This is a genomic window from Acinetobacter sp. 24-47-47 (genome assembly GCF_057737035.1).
The window spans coordinates 1768907-1787267 of sequence record NZ_CM173216.1 but is presented as its reverse complement, the minus strand read 5'-3'; the positions used below and the strand labels follow the sequence as shown (position 1 = coordinate 1787267).

The 18361-nt window shown below is 37.6% G+C and carries 16 protein-coding genes and 1 tRNA gene; 13 read left to right on the top strand and 4 right to left on the bottom strand.

What is annotated here, in order from left to right; genetic code table 11:
- Nucleotides 1-13 precede the first annotated feature (13 nt).
- A complete protein-coding gene (locus AC1M9E_RS08380; protein ID WP_488224676.1) occupies nucleotides 14-1000 on the top strand; it encodes a TauD/TfdA family dioxygenase in 987 nt (328 codons plus the stop codon).
- Between the two features lie 604 nt (nucleotides 1001-1604).
- On the opposite strand, the gene AC1M9E_RS08375 is transcribed toward AC1M9E_RS08380, so the two are convergent.
- Nucleotides 1605-2966 (bottom strand): spinster family MFS transporter, encoded by a 1362-nt coding sequence (locus AC1M9E_RS08375; protein WP_488224675.1) that lies wholly within the window; start codon nucleotides 2964-2966, stop codon nucleotides 1605-1607.
- A gap of 174 nt (nucleotides 2967-3140) precedes the next feature.
- Between AC1M9E_RS08375 and AC1M9E_RS08370 the strand changes: the two genes are divergently transcribed.
- Nucleotides 3141-3590 (top strand): MarR family winged helix-turn-helix transcriptional regulator, encoded by a 450-nt coding sequence (locus AC1M9E_RS08370; protein WP_092767707.1) that lies wholly within the window; start codon nucleotides 3141-3143, stop codon nucleotides 3588-3590.
- A 98-nt stretch (nucleotides 3591-3688) separates the two neighbouring features.
- Entirely contained in the window at nucleotides 3689-4765 is a 1077-nt protein-coding gene (locus tag AC1M9E_RS08365) for a nitrilase-related carbon-nitrogen hydrolase (protein ID WP_180028226.1), read from the top strand.
- A gap of 48 nt (nucleotides 4766-4813) precedes the next feature.
- Here the strand turns inward: AC1M9E_RS08365 and AC1M9E_RS08360 are convergent, their stop codons facing one another.
- The 3 genes from AC1M9E_RS08360 to cysS form a co-directional block, all read right to left on the bottom strand.
- Nucleotides 4814-5473 carry a cupin domain-containing protein gene (locus AC1M9E_RS08360; protein ID WP_488224674.1) on the bottom strand — a complete coding sequence of 220 codons (660 nt, stop codon included), beginning with the start codon at nucleotides 5471-5473 and terminating at the stop codon, nucleotides 4814-4816.
- Nucleotides 5474-5701: 228 nt separating this feature from the next.
- Nucleotides 5702-5777 (bottom strand) — tRNA-Gly (locus tag AC1M9E_RS08355).
- A 64-nt stretch (nucleotides 5778-5841) separates the two neighbouring features.
- Nucleotides 5842-7263, bottom strand: coding sequence for a cysteine--tRNA ligase (cysS, locus tag AC1M9E_RS08350; protein ID WP_481596392.1), 1422 nt, complete (start codon nucleotides 7261-7263; stop codon nucleotides 5842-5844).
- A 222-nt stretch (nucleotides 7264-7485) separates the two neighbouring features.
- Here cysS and AC1M9E_RS08345 point away from each other — a divergent pair, with 222 nt between their 5' ends.
- From AC1M9E_RS08345 to AC1M9E_RS08300, 10 genes are all read left to right on the top strand, one after another.
- Nucleotides 7486-8451, top strand: a complete 966-nt coding sequence (locus AC1M9E_RS08345; protein WP_481596412.1) for a KpsF/GutQ family sugar-phosphate isomerase — start codon at nucleotides 7486-7488, stop codon at nucleotides 8449-8451.
- A 3-nt stretch (nucleotides 8452-8454) separates the two neighbouring features.
- Nucleotides 8455-8994: a KdsC family phosphatase gene (locus AC1M9E_RS08340; RefSeq protein ID WP_179999563.1), complete on the top strand. Its 540-nt coding sequence runs from the start codon at nucleotides 8455-8457 to the stop codon at nucleotides 8992-8994.
- 39 nt (nucleotides 8995-9033) lie between these two features.
- The gene (lptC, locus tag AC1M9E_RS08335) at nucleotides 9034-9579 is read left to right on the top strand and encodes an LPS export ABC transporter periplasmic protein LptC (RefSeq protein ID WP_481593664.1); all 546 of its coding nucleotides are present in this window, start codon (nucleotides 9034-9036) and stop codon (nucleotides 9577-9579) included.
- 25 nt (nucleotides 9580-9604) lie between these two features.
- Entirely contained in the window at nucleotides 9605-10135 is a 531-nt protein-coding gene (gene lptA / locus AC1M9E_RS08330; protein WP_481593707.1) for a lipopolysaccharide transport periplasmic protein LptA, read from the top strand.
- Entirely contained in the window at nucleotides 10135-10881 is a 747-nt protein-coding gene (lptB, locus tag AC1M9E_RS08325) for an LPS export ABC transporter ATP-binding protein (RefSeq protein WP_481587670.1), read from the top strand. The genes lptA and lptB overlap by 1 nt, the downstream gene beginning before the upstream one ends.
- A gap of 1425 nt (nucleotides 10882-12306) precedes the next feature.
- Nucleotides 12307-13713, top strand: coding sequence for a TolC family outer membrane protein (locus AC1M9E_RS08320; RefSeq protein WP_481596411.1), 1407 nt, complete (start codon nucleotides 12307-12309; stop codon nucleotides 13711-13713).
- Nucleotides 13710-15845 (top strand): type I secretion system permease/ATPase, encoded by a 2136-nt coding sequence (locus AC1M9E_RS08315; protein ID WP_488224673.1) that lies wholly within the window; start codon nucleotides 13710-13712, stop codon nucleotides 15843-15845. The genes AC1M9E_RS08320 and AC1M9E_RS08315 overlap by 4 nt, the downstream gene beginning before the upstream one ends.
- Entirely contained in the window at nucleotides 15842-17029 is a 1188-nt protein-coding gene (locus AC1M9E_RS08310; protein WP_035266373.1) for an HlyD family type I secretion periplasmic adaptor subunit, read from the top strand. Before AC1M9E_RS08315 ends, AC1M9E_RS08310 begins: the two co-directional genes overlap by 4 nt.
- Nucleotides 17030-17137: 108 nt before the next feature.
- Entirely contained in the window at nucleotides 17138-17740 is a 603-nt protein-coding gene (locus AC1M9E_RS08305; protein WP_481608054.1) for an IMPACT family protein, read from the top strand.
- A complete protein-coding gene (locus AC1M9E_RS08300; RefSeq protein ID WP_481608080.1) occupies nucleotides 17727-18344 on the top strand; it encodes an acyltransferase in 618 nt (205 codons plus the stop codon). Before AC1M9E_RS08305 ends, AC1M9E_RS08300 begins: the two co-directional genes overlap by 14 nt.
- Nucleotides 18345-18361: the final 17 nt, after the last annotated feature.

The following is an 18361-nucleotide window of genomic DNA, read 5'->3' as shown; positions in this document are numbered from 1 at the left end:
GGGATAGATTGCGATGAATACGATATTAAAAGAGAAAATCAGTCATAAGTCGGCATGGGTGGGCAAAGACCTAAAAAATCAGACAGATTGGATTTATTATTTAAGCGAAGAAATGCTTCATGAATTAAGCCAAAATTTGCAATTGATAGAACAACAAGATCTAGAAATTGATCAATTGAATAACACGCATTTAACGATTAATAATCCACAAGTTTTATCTGAATTTAAAAAATATGCCGATGAGCTTGAGAATGGATATGGTTTCTTTCTATTAAAAGGTTTGGATGTCTCTAAATTTAGTGAACGCCAATTGGCGATTATTTACTATTTAATAGGCATGTATATGGGTCAACCCGTTACCCAAAATCCTAAAGGCGATTTATTGGGTAAAGTAGAAAACGTTGGTGATCTTAACAACAAATCAACGCGAGTTTATGAAACAAACGCATATCTCCCTTACCACACTGACTTATCTGACGTAGTTGGATTGCTATCAATTAGAAAAGCAATGAGTGGAGGATTGAGTAGTCTCGTCAGTGCTGCCACAGTCTACAATAGAATTTTAGAAAATTATCCTGAATATCTAGGTTATTATTATCATCCGACTTATTGTGATCATCTTGGTGACTCAGAACCAACACTCACGCCTATATTTAGCTTTTATGACAATAAATTAAGTTGCCGATACTTAAGAGCATATATTGAACTAGGACATGAGCGAAAAGGAATACCTTTATCCAGAGTTCAAGTCGATGCGCTTGATATTTTCGATCAGTACATACAACATCCTGATCTCAGACTAGATATGATGCTTGAACCGGGTGATATGCAGTTCTGTAATAACTATTGTGTAATGCATTCACGATCGTCATTTATAGATGATGAAGACATCTCAAAGCGAAGAAAATTATTAAGATTATGGTTAAAAATGCCTAATGCCCGATCTTTAGCCAAGGATTTCCCAGGTAGAAATGGTATTCAAAAAGTAAATCTTTCTTAAAAAATGCTCAATATTTGACTACAACCTGACTCGGACTTTTAAGTCCGAGTCTTTTTTTTGCGATTACTCAAAAGTTGTAAGACTGAATCTGATTTAGAGATGAGTATAAATAATAATTACGCACTCATCTGATTGATCACCTAAACAATATTCTTTTTTTGTTAACGCGCTATATGGTTCGGTATTATATCGTCTAACAATATTCACACTTTGAATGAGTTAAGTTAAATCAGCTTCTGGAAGTGAGTTTTCCTCATTCAGCAGTCCTGAACGCATTTTATTAAATTTGAGAGTGATTTCTATTCAAGTAGGGAGAATAATCTGCTCTTCAAACGAAAAATGTTGAAAGCCTAGACCTGACAGGGAATACGTCGTTTATCTTTATTTAATCGGGCATCGGACATGGGTATTCATCATAATGCGGCTTTGGCTTGCAACAAGTAGATTTTGATTATTTTTTTCTACCTTTGATTAGTTTAATCATTATTGATTCTCAGTTGAGAAAAAAGAACTCGAACAGATGTTCGAGTTCTTTTTCTAAAATAAACTAAATATGAGCTTAGATTTTAGAAAATGCTTTATGTAATTTTGCACAAATCACTTCTTATCTGACCATTTCATCTTTTTCTACATCTAGACTTTTCACAAAATGTTTACATCCTGTTTTGAGTAAAATAATAGTCAATAACGCTGAGAATCCACCTACGATTGAAATTGAATAACCCACCATGTTGGTATCACCGAATACTTTATCGGTAATTAATGCGACTAAAGTTGTTCCAATACCTAAACCAATTAAGCTACTGATTAACAAGAAAATTGCAGAAATTTGAGCTCGTAATTGATTTGGAGCTAAAATTTGCATAGCTGCTGTTGAGGTTGGCATTGGGAAAGATGCAAAGAACATAGCCACTGTAAAAATAGCAACAGATAACCACAGTGAGTCTACTAATGTATAGCTAATAATCGGTAAGATAATTCCTAAACCACCTAAATAACCAGCATACATTGCAGCATCACGTCGACCTTTACTAGTCAGATAGTCAGTTAACCAGCCTGCAAAGAAAACGCCAGATGTGTTTGCGATAAGTAGAATCATTCCTAACATATAACCTGTTTCAACAGGACTCAGACCAAAGTTACGCATATAAAATGCAGGTGACCAGCTCATGACACAAAACAATGCCATTGCATAGAATGTGAAGCCCATGTAGTGACAAGTAAATGTCTTACTGTGCTTTTTTAAGAATTTAAACGAATCCGTAAATTTAACTTTTACGACATTACCTGAGGCATCGAGTTTTTGTCCTGTTCGTTGCGGATCTCTTACTGTTAAAATAAATAAAAGACCAATAAAAACGCCTGGCAATCCAACGAGAATAAAGGCAACTTGCCAAGCCTTCATCATGCCGAGTAAAGGAACATCAATAAACGTTGCATCTTTTAATAAGCTGATCACATAGCCGCCAACGAGAAAAGCCATCCCTCCACCGATAAAAGAACCAATGGAGTAAATACCAACGGCTTTACCTAATTTGTCTTTACTGAACATATCACTAAACATGGAATATGCTGCGGGTGATAATGCTGCTTCACCAATGCCAATCCCCATTCTTGAAAGAAAAAGTTGAATGAAGTTTTTACTTAGACCACAAGCCGCTGTTGCTAAGCTCCAAAAAATAATGCCAATTGCAATAATTTTTGGTCGGGAAAATCGGTCTGCTAAATAAGCGATAGGCAATCCCATAAATGCGTAAAATAGGGAAAAAGCTAAACCGTGCAATAGACTAAACTGAGTATCAGTTAAATTTAAATCTGCTTTGATCGGTTCAATCATCAAGACTAAAATTTGTCGATCAATATAAGAAAATATATAAGCCAACATACATAGTGTGACTACGTACCAACCGTATCTCGTATTTTTTTTGACCGAAGCGGGTTCTTCAGCATTTAGAGTATTCTGCATTTTCGTATCCTATATCCTTAAGGGTTTGATTTTTATTCCATTATTTTTTTAGCTAAACTGTGACTAGGTATTCAAATTTAAGCAGCATTAGTCATATATAATGCAAAATTAAACTCAAATACTTTTTTATCAGCATACTGATAATATTTATGATTTTATAAAAGGGCAATAGGTATGTTTAAAAAAAATACGAATTCACCTGAAATATTTGATAATGAATCGGGTTACCTTGGATTTTTATTAAGAAAGACATCCCATGTATATCGTTTAAAAATGGAGCGTGTACTTGCTGAATATTCAATCACTCCACCACAGTTCACAATTTTGAAAATTATTTTGACTTACCCAGGTTTCACAAATGCGGAAATAGCACGTTTTGCTTCATTAACACCGCAAACAGTAAATTTGATGATCTCAAAATTAGAAAAACAAAATATTCTCTATAAAACTTCTCATTCTACGAATAAGAAAATTCAATTAATTGAGATATCAGATTTAGGGAAAAAACTTATGGAAGATTGTGGTGATGCTATTGATCGTTTAGAAGATTCTCTAGTCGATGGTTTTAGTGAAAGTGAAATAAGAATCGTCAGGAATTGGATGAAAAAAATTAATGAAGAATAATTTTCTAAATTATTTGGTTTTTGAACTTGCATAATTATCAGCACACTGATAATTTTTAAGTGCATTAAAAAAACTGAATGGATTTAGAGGAAAATAAAATGATCAAACCTTATGGTGTAGTAGGATTAGTTCCAACAATATGGGGCACAAGTTGTAGAGCAGATATTATGAAAAATATCTCTCATTTAGAGGAACTTACATCCGGTGCATTATGGTTGAGTTCTTTAGATATTCCAGTAAGACTGTTGGTTCTCCCAGAGGGGGCATTACAGGGCTTCAACGATGAAGCACTAGATGTTGATATTCAAGAATTCTTGGATGATGGTGCGATCGATATACCAGGCCCTGAAACAGATCGTTTAGGTGAGTTAGCTAAAAAACATAATGTTTTTATCATGGCGCAAGCCAAAGCTAAAAATGAGGATTGGCCAGGCATTATGTTTAATGTCGGATTTATTATAAATCCTCAAGGCGAAATTATTTTAAAACACCACAAAATGTCTGCTTTATTGCCATGCGAGCGTTCAGCATCACCTCATGATTTGTATGATGAGTGGGTAAAAAAATATGGTGAAGAGCTTCAATCATTTTGGCCAGTAGTTGATACGGAAATTGGTCGATTGGGCATCATGATGGCAATGGAAGGTAATTTTCCAGAAAATGGTCGAGGCCTAGCGATGAATGGTGCTGAAGTCGTCTATCGTGCATCTTTACCAGCTTCATTTACTGAAAATGATGTATTTGAAATCTCCAATCGTGCTCGTGCTTTGGAAAATAATATGTACGTAGTAGCACCTAATATTGGGGGGATGTATCTTGATGAAAATACATTAGCACCGATCGATTGTGGTGGTGGTCTTTCTATGATTGTGGACCATAAAGGTAAAATAGTGGGTAAACAGCATGATACCAATGGATCTACCTATGTCACTGGTGTAGTTGATATAGAGGCACTTCGTTATCATCGTACACACGCTCAGGTGACCAATTGGATGAAAGATATACGTGCAGAATGCGCACAATTAATTTATAAAAATAATATATATCCTAAAAATTTGTATTTGCAGCAAAAACAGGGACATCACGACGAATATAAAGCGGAAGTGATTGATAAGCAAATTCAGAAGCTTATTGATATGGGTGTCTGGAAAAAAAGCGCATATGATGAGTCTTAATCAATGCACTAGCTTAAAAACCCAATAATGTATTGGGTTTTTTTGGGTTTATATATTTTTTAAATGATCTTTTTTTACATAAATCAAAGCGCCAGAAGCACCTGCTTTGAATTCAATACGATGTTGAGTCGGAAACCTCATCCACGAACCAGCTGAATAATTTCGTTCATTCATCACCAATTCACCTTCGATAATGAAAATTTCAATACCGTTATGATGTGTTGATTCTAAAACCTGTTGGCTTTCGAGTTTTTCGAGAAAGGTGTCTTCATACTCAGACTGAAATAGTTGGCAAATCTTTCTGTTGTTAAAATAGGTCCAGTTTCGCTCGTCACGAATATCAATTCGGGTAGCTAATTTTTCTTCTTCAGACATTTGCATGAGTTTCACCAAGATCAGACATCCATCTAAGCTCGAGACAATATGTTTAGAAAGGTGAGGATTTCGCATATACCATCCAGATGGATAGTGCTGATGATCATCTTCAGTAAAAGTCCCTTTTAACACTAGAACTTCTTCACCGAAGGGGTGTTGATGCTCTGGGAACTGAGAATTTGAAGGGAACTCAACTAGGCTGGTTGCTCTTGCTTGTTCTAAGCCAACACGATCAAACATCATTCGTTTAACTTCGCCTCTTGGGGATTGAATCCATTGATAATCCTCTGGAGTAATTATTACAGGTTGAGAGAAGTCAGCATTTAATCTCATGCTTTTAGCCTAAAAAAGAGCATTAAAGTGATTAATATTATCAAAAAAAGCGTGAATTTAAGATGAAAACCTGTTCAAGTTCGAGAGTGATGGGGTGTGGAGCAACTTTGACTTTGGTCGGCTAGCTTCTCTTTTCTCTTTCGAATAATTTAATCTAGGTCGACTTTATTTGAGAATCTAAGTCAATAAAAAAAAGCCTCAATCTTTCGACTGAAGCTTTTAAAATTTTGGAGCGGGAAACGAGACTCGAACTCGCGACCCCAACCTTGGCAAGGTTGTGCTCTACCAACTGAGCTATTCCCGCAATATGGTGTGAATTATAGTGATTTTGCACACCCTGTCAACACTTCCAAAATTTAATTGATGAATTAATCAGCACGCCGCCATAAAGTTCCTTGACGCGTATCTTCAAGTACAATGCCTTGATCAAGAAGATTTTGGCGAATCTCATCTGCACGTGCAAAGTTTTTCTCTTTCTTGGCATCTTTGCGTTGTTGAATGAGATCTTCAATTTCATCATTACTCAAAGATAAGCTTTCTTGACCAATATCTGATTTTAGGAATTCATCAACATTATGTTGAACAAGACCTAAGATATTGGTCAGATGGCGCAAGGTGGCATAATATATGGCCGCCTGTTCAGCAAGTTCGTCTTTTACGGCACGATTTAATTCTTTATTGATTTCAAACAGTACCGCAATCGCTTCAGATGTGTTGAAGTCATCACGCATTGCTGCATTAAACTTTTCAACGAGTACTTCATCGTATTGCGAATTAATTTCGGCACCATATATCTGTTGATATGCTTTAAATGAATGATAAAAACGACTTAATGTGTTTTTAGCTTCTTTAAGCGCGGTATCAGAAAAATTCACAGGACTACGATAGTGTGATGAAACAATGAAGTAACGAATAACTTCAGGATGGAATTTTTCCATGACATCGCGAATCGTGAAAAAATTGCCTAAAGATTTAGACATTTTTTCACCATCGACATTGATAAAGCCTACGTGCATCCAATAGTTTACATATTGTTCGCCAGTTGCAGCTTCACTTTGTGCGATTTCATTTTCGTGATGGGGGAAGGTTAAGTCAGAACCACCACCATGGATATCAAAATGATTACCAAGGCAACATGTAGACATTGCTGAACATTCGATATGCCAACCTGGACGACCATTCCCCCAAGGAGATTTCCAAGAAGGTTCATTTTCTTTTGCATGCTTCCATAGCACAAAATCGAAAGGATGTTTCTTTTCAACTTCAACATCGACTCGTTCGGAAGCACCTGCTTGCATGTCTTCGAGTTTACGACCAGATAGACGCCCGTATTTTTTAAATTTTTCAACTTCGAAGTACACATCACCGTTTGACGCAGGATATGCAGTGCCATTATTGACCAAAGTACCAATCATATTTTGCATTTGATCGATGTACTCTGTCGCACGAGGTGCTTCATCAGGTGCCAAGCATCCTAAATTGGCAGCATCTTCATTCATTGCCTGAATAAAGCGATCAGTGAGTGCTGTAATGCTTTCACCATTTTCATTTGCACGTGCAATGATTTTGTCATCAATGTCAGTAATATTGCGAATATATTTAACTTTCCAACCTTGGCTACGAAGAAAACGAATAATATAGTCAAATGCAACCATAACCCGAGCATGACCGATATGACAGTAGTCGTAAACTGTCATCCCACAGACATACATATCAATATGTCCTTCTTTGCGTGGTACAAACTCAACTTTTTTTCGTTGCTCTGAGTTATATAGAACAAATGGTTGCATAGGTCTTCAAAAAGCTAAAAAAATGGTGGTTCATCTTAACCTAAGGCTTATCTTTCACAAAGTTTTATGCGTAAAAAATCTATGCAAATGAAATTTATACATTTAAGAAAAAGATACTTGCATGCTTATGTTAATATATGAAGAATAATTTAATGATTGAAATTGTGGCTGAATCCAGCCTCAAGGTGCCCAGATTTGAATTCTGAAAATACTACATATCTAATTGATTTTCAAAAGGTTGCAAAGGAAACCTTAGAGATTGAGCGTCAAGCTTTATCGGTACTATCCAGTCAGATTGATGATCGTTTTTCCCAAGCATGTCAAATTATCCTACAGTGTCAAGGTCGTTTAGTGGTCACTGGTATGGGGAAATCTGGTCATATCGGTCGAAAAATGGCTGCAACATTTGCATCAACAGGAACTCCGTCTTTCTTTATGCATCCAGGTGAAGCTGGTCATGGTGATCTCGGGATGTTAGTGCGTGGAGATGTGCTGATCGCGATTTCGAACTCTGGTAAAAGTGATGAAATCATGATGTTAATGCCACTCATCAAACATTTGGGTGTGCCATTGATAACAATTTCAGGTGATGACCGTGGACCAATGCCACAGAACGCTGATGTTGCGCTTACACTTGGTCATATTCAAGAGGCATGCCCATTAGGTTTGGCACCAACTTCAAGCACCACAGCGACTTTAGCTTTAGGTGATGCTTTGGCTGTTGCTTTACTTGAAGCGCGTGGATTTACTGCAAATGATTTTGCCATGTCGCATCCAGCTGGTGCACTCGGTAAGCGATTACTGTTGCATGTTAAACATCTGATGCACGTGGGTGACTCTCTACCAAAAGTTTCACCTGATACACCAATGAATAAAGTTTTATACGAAATATCAAACAAACGTCTCGGATTAACCACAATTGTGGATGAAAATGATGTTCTGTTAGGTATATTTACCGATGGCGACTTGCGACGTCTCATTGATAAGCAACAAGGTTTTGATGTTAATCTTGCTGTATCAAAGGTTATGATTGAAAATCCTCTAACCATTTCACAAGAAGCAAGAGCGGTTGAAGCGCTAGAGCAAATGAATGCTAAAAAAATCAATCAATTTGTAGTAGTCAACGATGCCAAACAAGTGATTGGTGTGATTAGCATGCACGATTTAATTCAAGCTGGGGTAAATTAATTCATGGCATCTTATGTATTGTTAGAACAAGCACGACATATCGAAGCATTGGTTTTGGATGTAGATGGTATTCTAAGTGATGGTTTTGTAACGTTGACGAACTCAGGTGATGAAATTAAGTCATTTGATATTCGTGATGGACTTGGGATGAAACTTGTTCAGCAAGCTGGAATTAAAGTTGTCATTATTACCGGTCGCCAAAGCAATATTGTGACAAAGCGTATGAGTGATCTAGGTGTAGACTTAGTTTATCAGGGGCGTGAAGACAAAGGGACTGCCTTACAGCAAGCTTGTACGCAACTGGGTTTAAAACCAGAAGATTGCTTGTATATGGGTGATGATTGGCCAGATTTATCTGCTTTTGCGATTGCGGGAATGAAAGTAACAGTGCCAAATGGTCATGTTGAGGTTCGTCGTCGTGCAGACCTTGTAACCCAAGCTTATGGTGGTCGTGGCGCTGTGCGTGAAATTTGTGACATGTTATTGTTGTCAAAAGGGGTTTACCATGAACTTCTTGAAAAATATTTGGCTGTAACGCATTAATACGCAGTTGATATGAACGCTGAATATAGTTGATGATTTATGGATACTAAAGTTTTATACATTACTGCTGTTATCGTCGCTGCTATAAGTGGCGGCTATTATTATTACAGTGGTAAAGGGAAAAAATTAGAGGGTTCATCCGCTCAATCGATGACATATTCGGCAAAGAATATTAATCTTTTGCAAACTGATGAAAAAGGCATGCTTTATGTTAAGGCTACAGTGGATGAACTGAATCAAGATATGAAACAGAAAACATCAAGCTTGCAGAATTTAAATGCCAGCATGTTTACTGATAATGTAGAAGACGCTACGTTTTATGCTAAACAAGCACATGGTTTCAATGACAATGAGAAGATTGTGTTATCTGGAGATGTTGTTGCAACCAAGCAAGGAGAAATGGGCAAAATGGTTTTTCGAACCGATGCGCTTACAGGATATCCAAAAACAAGAAAGCTTGAAACATCTGAGCAAGTTACTGTACAAACACCAAATGCAGATTTTGTCAGCCAAGGCTTAGAAGCAGATTTGAATGAAGGTCAGTACGATTTTAAAAATATTCGAGGAAAGTATGCACCAAACTAAACCTTCTTATTTATCAGGTTCGAAAATGCTTAAAGCAATAGCAATGGTGGCACTCAGTTCTATTTCTGTTATGGCATTTGCATTGCCCAGTGATCGTAATCAACCCATCATGCTTTTAGCTGATCGTGCGACCTATAATGACAAAACAGGTATAACGACCTATGTGGGGAATGTTTCAGTTGAACAAGGTACTTTTAAGTTAAATGCAGCCTCTATAGTTGCTAATCTCAATGCCAATCGCCAAATTAGCTCAGTAAATGCGTCAGGTTCTCCTGCAAAGTTCCAACAGCAATTAGAGTCTAAACGTGGCATTGCACGTGGTGAAGCCTCTAAAATTGTATATAACGCAGATACAGGCATTATTACTTTGTCGGGTAATGCATATTTGTATCAAGATGGCGCAAGTATTCGTGGGAACACTTTGCGTTATAGTATGAATAAGGGTGATATCGAAGTTGTAGGCGGTGGCAGTAGTGAAACGGGTAGTTCAAAAGGTCGCGTACAAATTATCATTCCACCTTCTGCCTCAAAATCATTCTCTGGAGTACGTGATTAATGAGCGTCGATGAATCACCAATCCAAACATTAAAAATTAAACATCTTGCCAAAGTTTATAGTAAACGCTGGGTGGTGAAAGATGTTTCATTTAGCATGCAGAGTGGTCAAATTGTTGGTTTGCTTGGACCGAACGGGGCGGGAAAAACGACAAGCTTTTACATGGTAGTCGGACTGGTTCGAATGGATAAAGGTGAAATTCACTTAGATAATCTTGATCTTTCGGACCTTGCAATGCATGAGCGTGCTCGTCATGGAATTGGTTATTTGCCACAAGAAGCTTCAATTTTTCGTAAATTGAGTATTTCAGATAATATTATGGCGATTCTTGAAACGCGGAAGGATCTTAATAAGCAACAACGTAAAGAGAGACTTCAAGAGTTATTAGAAGATTTTAAAATTACACATATTAAAGATTCTTTGGGGATGAGTGTGTCAGGGGGGGAACGTCGCCGTGCTGAAATCGCTCGAGCATTAGCCGCCGATCCTAAGTTTATGCTCCTTGATGAGCCTTTTGCTGGGGTAGATCCAATTTCTGTAGGTGATATCAAAGATATCATTCGCAATTTAAAAGAACGAGGAATAGGTGTGCTTATTACAGATCATAACGTTCGCGAAACGCTCGCGATTTGTGAGCATGCTTATATAGTTAGTGAAGGATCCGTCATTGCAGAAGGGACCCCAGATCAAGTACTTATGGATGAAACTGTCCGTAAAGTTTATTTAGGTGATGATTTCACAGTTTAAAAAAATAGTGTGATATCTATAAAATAATGTTGTTTTATAGATATTTAGACTGTAAATTAACTCAAACAAATCGTAAGTTTACAATTGACGCAGAAATAATATAAAAATCATTGTAGAATACGATTGATTTTATGTGACGTAGTTCACACTTTTTAATAGAGATTACAAGTGGCTAAACATCAATTAAGTCAGAAGGATATGGGGTATATCACGCTGTTTGCGATCAGTTTATGTGCGACACAAGTACATGCTGAAGATGCAATCGCTCCTCTAGCAATTGACGATACCCAACGTGCACTATCAGCAGAATTACAAAAACCCAAAATCAATTTTAGTTTGGAAAAAAAGACTGTTGAAGATATACCTGAACAGCTTGAAAAGCCACGTTTTAAATTATTCCAATCGAAATCCAAAATCTCGAAAGAGCAAGTGAAAGAACAGGTTCTTGTTCCTAAAGTTATTGAACAAGTTCCTGATTTAGACGACATAGTCGAAAATGAAATTGCTCAAGTTAACACTATACCTTTATCTAATTCGAAGTCTCAGAATGAGTCGAAGGAAAAGACTCAAAAGAAATCTTTCTTTGCATTTGTTAAGCGTGAAAAAGCGGCATCTGAACCAAAAGTATTGCTGCCAAAGGTAAAGCAGGATATTGAAGAGGCTTCAGCGCCAAATGTTCTAAAACCTACTATTTCATCTACTGTACAACCCGCTACTAAAGACACTCGTCAGGTTTTAAAACCGCTTAAACCAAAGATCCAAAATGAACTAACAGAATCTTTAATTGAGGCGCAACACGCAAAATTACTAGAAAATGAAACATCGGTTTCAGAAGACAAAACAGAAAAACCAAAAAGTAAACTCTTTACATTTATTGGGAATATAGGCAAAGATAAAACTAAGCTGGATGAGGGTCATCACCAAGCTGCTGGCAATGTATCAAATACAAAAGTTTTGACACCGTCTTTACAAAAATCGGTGAGTGAATCTTCATTGAAAGTGTCTAGTACACCAAAACCGAAGATTGTTAATGATCAACAAATTAACAGCCAAAACAACTTGCTACAAGCTCCACCTTCAACAGTAGCGCAAGTTGAGCATCGTCAAAGTCTTGTATCTAAAGCCAAAGCTTTTTGGCCTTTTAAATCAGGTTCTCATAATAAGTCAGAAACACAGAATGTAATTGAGCGTCCAAACTTGATCGTTCAGCAACCGACTAGTGCTTTGGCTGTAAATAAACCTACAATCGTTTATTCAAAACCAATAGAGCAGAAAGCGAAAATATCTGAACAATTGCAGTCGATTAAGCCAGTTGTAAATATTAAGCCTAAAGCTGATCAAGTCGTATCCGAACAAAAATACAATACGGTGAATGCTGAACCGCAAGAAAAGAAAAAATTCAGTTTAACTGCATTAAAATCAAATATGGATCAGTTTTTTAAACCTAAAGCTGATGATGACTTTAGACAAGTTAAGTTAAATGAACTGAGTGATTTTAGCTTTGATCCTAAACAGGTCGAACAATTGCCTGTGATCACGACACAAGCTTCGCCAAGTGCTCCAGTATCTATGATGCCACTTGTGAATGGGACGGCTGATAAACAAACGTTAAGCTTATACGATGCGATCAAGATCGCAGTAGCGAGACATCCTGAAGTGACACAAAGTGTTTCTTCACTCGCATCACAAAATGCATTTATTGATGTTGCTAAAGCAGGTTATTACCCACAGTTGAGTGCAGGTGTTTCAACTGGAGATATGACTTCAGGAGAAAGAGGGCGTCAATTATTTAATGTCAATGCGACGCAACTACTTTTTGACTTTGGTAAACAAAAATCACTAGTTAGTACAGAAGAAGCCAAGTTACAGTTTAGCCAAGCTCAAGTTCTTGTCACAATTGACCAAATTGCTCTTGAAGTGGCTTCTGCCATTGTGAATATTAAGCGATATGAAGAAATTACACGTATTGCACGTGAGCAAATTGCTGGTATATCACGAATCCGAGAAATTGCTAATTTACGTGCAGAGGCAGGTATCAGCAGTCAGGCCGATCCAATTCAAGCGCAATCATATTATGAATCTGCACAATCAAATTTAATTCTGCAAGAAACACAGCTCAATGTATTTAAACAACGTCTTAGAACTTTGATGGGAACAGATATATCAAAATATAACTGGGAAATTCCTGAGAGTTTAATTAAGGCTTCAGATATTTATTCAGAGCCAAAGTTTAACGAAATTCCGAAAATGATGGCTGCCAAAGCTGAAGTTGATGTTGCAGAATTGGAAAAAAAACAAACTCAATTGAGTCGTTATCCTACGTTAAATGTTAAAGGTACATTAAGTCAAGCAGTCAACGGACGTAATCCGAATAACAATCAAGACGATGGAACAGATAGCTCTATTATGCTTGAAGCAAATAGTACTTTCTTCCAAGGTGGTGCAATTAGTTCACGTAGTCGTGCGGCATCGTTTGCAGAAGAAGCTGCTAAAGCAAAAGTAAATGCAGTTTATTTAGAAACAATTGATGAAATACGTCGTGCTCAAGAGCAAGTAGAAAATAAACAGCGACAAATGAAAGTATTGATTGATCAACAAGCGACATCAGTCAGAACGAAAGAGTTATATCAAGAACAATATAAACTTGGCACTCGTACAGCTGTTGATCTTTTAAATGCTGAGCAAGCGATTCACCGTTCAAATTCAGATATTGAAACGGCACGTTATGATATTTATGAAAACTTAGTTCAATATATTGCCGCTTCTGGTAAGAGCCGCGATGTATATCAACTTAATAATTTGACCATTCAAGGGGTAGAATTGAAACCATGAATACAAGAATAAATTATCAACCATGGTTACAAGGTGTCCTGACGGTTGCACGTCATTATCGAATTGAAACCTCTGCTGAACGTATTCGCTTAGAACTAAATTGGAATCAGAACCAGTCAGTCGATGACATCTTGGCAATTATGACACGCCAAGTAGGTTTGCATGTCCGTAAGGTGGATTTTAGCCCCGATATTTTAAATCCGTGGCGTTTACCGGTATTGGTCGGATTTAAAGATGGGCAAGTTGGCGTCATTGATCGTGCAGATTCACAAGGTAACGCAAGTGTTCAACTGAGCGGTGATGAAGGGTTAGCACAGACATTTTCAGTAGATACATTATTAGATGTCATCGACTCAGTCTATATTTTAAGACCAGAAACCTCAGTACCTGATGCGCGTATTGACGAATACATTAAACCGTACGAAAAAAATTGGTTTTGGGAAATTGTATTACGCGATTGGAAACGCTATATCGATATTATGTTTGCATCATTGCTTGCAAACGTATTAGCACTCGCGACAATCGTCTTCTCGATGAATGTGTATGACCGCGTTATTCCAGCACAATCTATTCCAACCTTGTGGGTATTGGCAGGTGGTGTATTACTTGCTGCAATCTTTGAATTCGCATTGAAATACTCACGATTAATTCTTTCAGATATGATTGGTAAGCGTGCGGATTTAAGAGTCTCGGATCGGGTCTTTGGTCATGCTTTACGTATTAAAAATAGTGAACGATCTAAATCCACGGGAACGTTTATTTCACAAATTCGTGAACTAGAAGGTGTGCGTGAGCTTGTAACATCTACAACAATTACCGCCTTTGCTGATTTACCATTCTTCTTTCTGTTTCTTGGTATTTTTTGGCTTATTGGTGGCAATCTTTTCTGGGTAATTTTGGTGGTTGTGCCGCTGATGATTATTCCAGGGCTTTTGGCGCAAAAAAAATTAGCGCAATTGGCTAAAGAGGGTATGCGTGAGTCATCAATACGTAATGCGATTCTCGTTGAAGCTGTTCAAGGTATTGAAGATATTAAACTGCTACGTGCAGAGTCTCGCTTTCAAAATCAGTGGAATCACATGAATGATGTTTCAGCTTCTATCAGCATGAAACAACGTAAAATTGTAGGCGTATTGAATCTTTGGACTCAAAAATTACAGGGGTTGACTTTTGCAATTGTGGTGTTGGTGGGTTGTTTTGCGGTAATGGATGGAGAAATGACCACCGGTGCGTTGGTGGCATGTTCGATTCTATCATCACGTATGTTAGCGCCAATTGCACAGGTTACAGGTGTTCTTGGTCGTTATCAGCAAGCTAAAACAGCGAAAGAAAGTCTTGATGAATTAATGAGTAAACAGGTTGACCATCCTGAGCGTTCACAATTGATTCAGCGATCAGTACTCGATGGTCATTATGAATTAAATGGTGTGGTCTTTAAATACGGCGAAGAAGATCCTAAACCAAGTATCGTTATTCCTAAACTTGAAATTAAACCAGGTGAAAAAATAGCGATTCTTGGACGTAACGGTGCAGGTAAATCGACCATTCTTCAATTACTTTCAGGTATGCAAACTGCAGTTCAAGGTAAGGTTCAATTAGATAATATTGATATTACCTTGTTAGATCCATCGGACGTTCGTCGTGACGTAGGTTTGTTGAATCAAAATGCGCACCTATTCTTTGGTACAGTCAGAGAAAACTTAACGTTAGGTGCACCATTAGCTACAGATGATGATTTATTAAAAGCACTTGCAGTAACCGGTGCACTCAACTTCATTCAAGAAAAGAAGGAGGGACTAGATCATATTATTTTAGAAGGTGGTGTAGGCTTCTCAGGTGGACAACGTCAGGCACTTTTATTGTCAAGACTCCTCATTTGTCAGCCAAATATTCTGTTGTTAGATGAACCTACAGCTGCGATTGATGATGTATCTGAAAAACAATTAATTGATCATATGAAGAACTGGCTTGGACATCGCACATTGGTTGTGGCAACCCACCGCCGTGCAGTATTAGAGTTAGTGGATCGTATTATTGTGGTGAATGATGGTCGTATCGTTATGGATGGCCCACGTGATCAAATTTTAAATAATTCTGGCCAGCAACAAGCAAATTCAGGGGCTAAATCATGAGCGAAGAATTAAAACAACAACGTTCATTAAAAGTGTCTCAGTTAGAGCCACCATTACCGAAGGTCAGTATTACGATTTGGATTATTGGTCTGGGTTTGCTTGCACTCATTATTTGGGCAGCTATTTTCAAACTTGAAGAAGTTTCTAATGGTACAGGTAAAGTGGTTCCAACTTCTAAAGAACAAGTGATTCAATCTTTAGAGGGCGGGATTCTAACCAAACTTGAAGTTAAAGAAGGTGATATTGTTGAAAAAGGGCAAACCCTTGCTCAACTTGATCCGACACGATTTGCTTCAAATGTGGGTGAATCAGAATCTTTACTACTGTCATCGCAAGCAACAGCTGCGCGTTTACGTGCGGAAGTGAATGGCGGTCCACTGGTATTTCCAGAATCAGTTCAAAAAATTCCAAAATTGGTTGCTGAAGAAACTCAGCTTTATCGTTCTAGACGTGCCAATATGGAAGAGTCTATTGCTGGCCTAACTCAAGCACTTACGTTAGTTCAACAAGAATTGAGAATGACAGAACCGCTTGTTGCCAAAGGTGCTGCGAGTGAGGTTGAGGTTTTACGTTTAAAACGTCAAGCAAATGAATTAACCAACCAAATTAACGATATTCGTAATCAGTACTATGTTCAGGCACGTGAAGAGTTATCCAAGGCGAGCACTGATGTCGAAACTCAACAACAAGTAATCAAAGGTAAATCGGATAGTCTGAATCGTACAATCTTTAAAGCACCAGTCCGCGGTGTAGTGAAAGAAATTGATGTGATGACTTTGGGTGGTGTTATTCCTCAGAATGGTAAGTTGATGACCATTGTCCCTTTGGATGAACAACTTTTAATTGAGGCGCGAATTTCACCGCGTGATATTGCATTTATTCATCCTGGACAGGAAGCTTTAGTTAAAATCACTGCTTACGATTATTCAATCTATGGTGGCTTGAAAGGAGAGGTAACAGTCATTTCTCCTGATACGCTTCGTGATGAAGTTAAACAAGATCAATTCTATTATCGTGTGTATATTCGTACTGATTCAGACAAGCTTTATAACAAAGCTGGGCAAGCATTCCCAATCACCCCGGGTATGGTATCAACGGTCGATATCAAGACAGGTCAAAAAACGATTCTTGAATACCTGTTGAAGCCATTCAATAAGGCGAAAGAAGCGTTACGCGAACGATAATCTTTATTTTTCAGTCTGTTTAAAACCCAATCAATGATCTTTTGATTGGGTTTTTTAATATGATTGAATCACGCATAATGTATGTGAGTTCAATCGTTGTGATTTACCATGCCATTTACTCTTGCTCAGACTTATATCTATGAAGAGGATATTAAGAAAAGCCGTTTTCAGGCGATCACCGCACCTGTGGAAAATGAACAGGATGTAAAAGAATTTTTAAACCAGTACTTTGATGCCTCGACGACCCATCAATGCTGGGCATGGAAAATTGGGCATCAAGTCCGTTTTAATGATGATGGAGAACCTTCAGGAACAGCTGGAAGACCCATACTCGCAACGATTGAAGGGAATGAGTTGACTAATATTATTGTATTGGTGAACCGCTGGTATGGTGGTATCAAACTCGGAACTGGAGGCTTGGTACGAGCATACGGAGGTGTTGCTGGGCAATGTTTATTACAAGTCGAAAAAATTGAACTCATCGAAAAGAAAACTGTAAATTTTAAATGCCAATTTAATGAATGGTCTATTTTTCAATATGAGTTAAATCAACAAAAAATTGAATATATTGAAGAATATGTTGACTCTGGAGTATTGATTTCTGCACGTATGCAAATTCATGAAATTGAGCCGTTTAAACTGAAAATCCAAGATGTGACTCGTGGACGTGAACAATTGAATATAGAGGATGTCGAACGTGACGCAACATGATCCTTTACTCAAGTACCGAGAACAGCATAAACATCGTTTGAATTACATGCCTTGGTTATATTGGTCACTCAAGGCAAAGCATCGTGATTGGGCAGAAGCTTGGCAAAAAGATTATCAAGCCTATTTAATGGATATGGAGACTGTTGAAATTGGAAAAAATTGTTTTATTTCTCCTTTAGCCCATATTTTTGCTGAGCGTGGTCGAAAGATTATTATTGGGGATAATACTTTTATAGCCGCGGATTGTACCTTGCATGGTCCTCTAGAAATTGGGTCTGAAGTCGCCATTAATCATCATTGTATTTTAGATGGTGGACGCGTTGGGATTAAAATTCATGACCAAGTACGAATCGCAGCTTATTGTCATCTTTATGCATTTGATCATGGCATGAGTTTAGATCAACCTATTTACCAGCAAGCAATACGCTCAAAAGGCATTGAGATTCATCGCGATGTTTGGTTGGGGGCACATGTAGGTGTTAAAGATGGCGTGACCATACATGAACAGGCGATTGTAGGTATGAATAGTATGGTTACTAAGGATATTCAGACAAGAGAAGTTGTTGTAGGCAATCCAGCTCAATTTATACGAATGCGTGAATAATTCGTAACGCGAAAGAT

Bases quoted from the DNA above. Each gene is read 5' to 3' on its own strand.
- AC1M9E_RS08380 (WP_488224676.1), top strand. From the start codon at position 14: ATGAATACGATATTAAAAGAGAAAATCAGTCATAAGTCGGCATGGGTG.
- AC1M9E_RS08375 (WP_488224675.1), bottom strand. From the start codon at position 2,966: ATGCAGAATACTCTAAATGCTGAAGAACCCGCTTCGGTCAAAAAAAAT.
- AC1M9E_RS08370 (WP_092767707.1), top strand. From the start codon at position 3,141: ATGTTTAAAAAAAATACGAATTCACCTGAAATATTTGATAATGAATCG.
- AC1M9E_RS08365 (WP_180028226.1), top strand. From the start codon at position 3,689: ATGATCAAACCTTATGGTGTAGTAGGATTAGTTCCAACAATATGGGGC.
- AC1M9E_RS08360 (WP_488224674.1), bottom strand. From the start codon at position 5,473: ATGAGATTAAATGCTGACTTCTCTCAACCTGTAATAATTACTCCAGAG.
- cysS (WP_481596392.1), bottom strand. From the start codon at position 7,263: ATGCAACCATTTGTTCTATATAACTCAGAGCAACGAAAAAAAGTTGAG.
- AC1M9E_RS08340 (WP_179999563.1), top strand. From the start codon at position 8,455: ATGGCATCTTATGTATTGTTAGAACAAGCACGACATATCGAAGCATTG.
- lptC (WP_481593664.1), top strand. From the start codon at position 9,034: ATGGATACTAAAGTTTTATACATTACTGCTGTTATCGTCGCTGCTATA.
- lptA (WP_481593707.1), top strand. From the start codon at position 9,605: ATGCTTAAAGCAATAGCAATGGTGGCACTCAGTTCTATTTCTGTTATG.
- lptB (WP_481587670.1), top strand. From the start codon at position 10,135: ATGAGCGTCGATGAATCACCAATCCAAACATTAAAAATTAAACATCTT.
- AC1M9E_RS08320 (WP_481596411.1), top strand. From the start codon at position 12,307: ATGGATCAGTTTTTTAAACCTAAAGCTGATGATGACTTTAGACAAGTT.
- AC1M9E_RS08315 (WP_488224673.1), top strand. From the start codon at position 13,710: ATGAATACAAGAATAAATTATCAACCATGGTTACAAGGTGTCCTGACG.
- AC1M9E_RS08310 (WP_035266373.1), top strand. From the start codon at position 15,842: ATGAGCGAAGAATTAAAACAACAACGTTCATTAAAAGTGTCTCAGTTA.
- AC1M9E_RS08305 (WP_481608054.1), top strand. From the start codon at position 17,138: ATGCCATTTACTCTTGCTCAGACTTATATCTATGAAGAGGATATTAAG.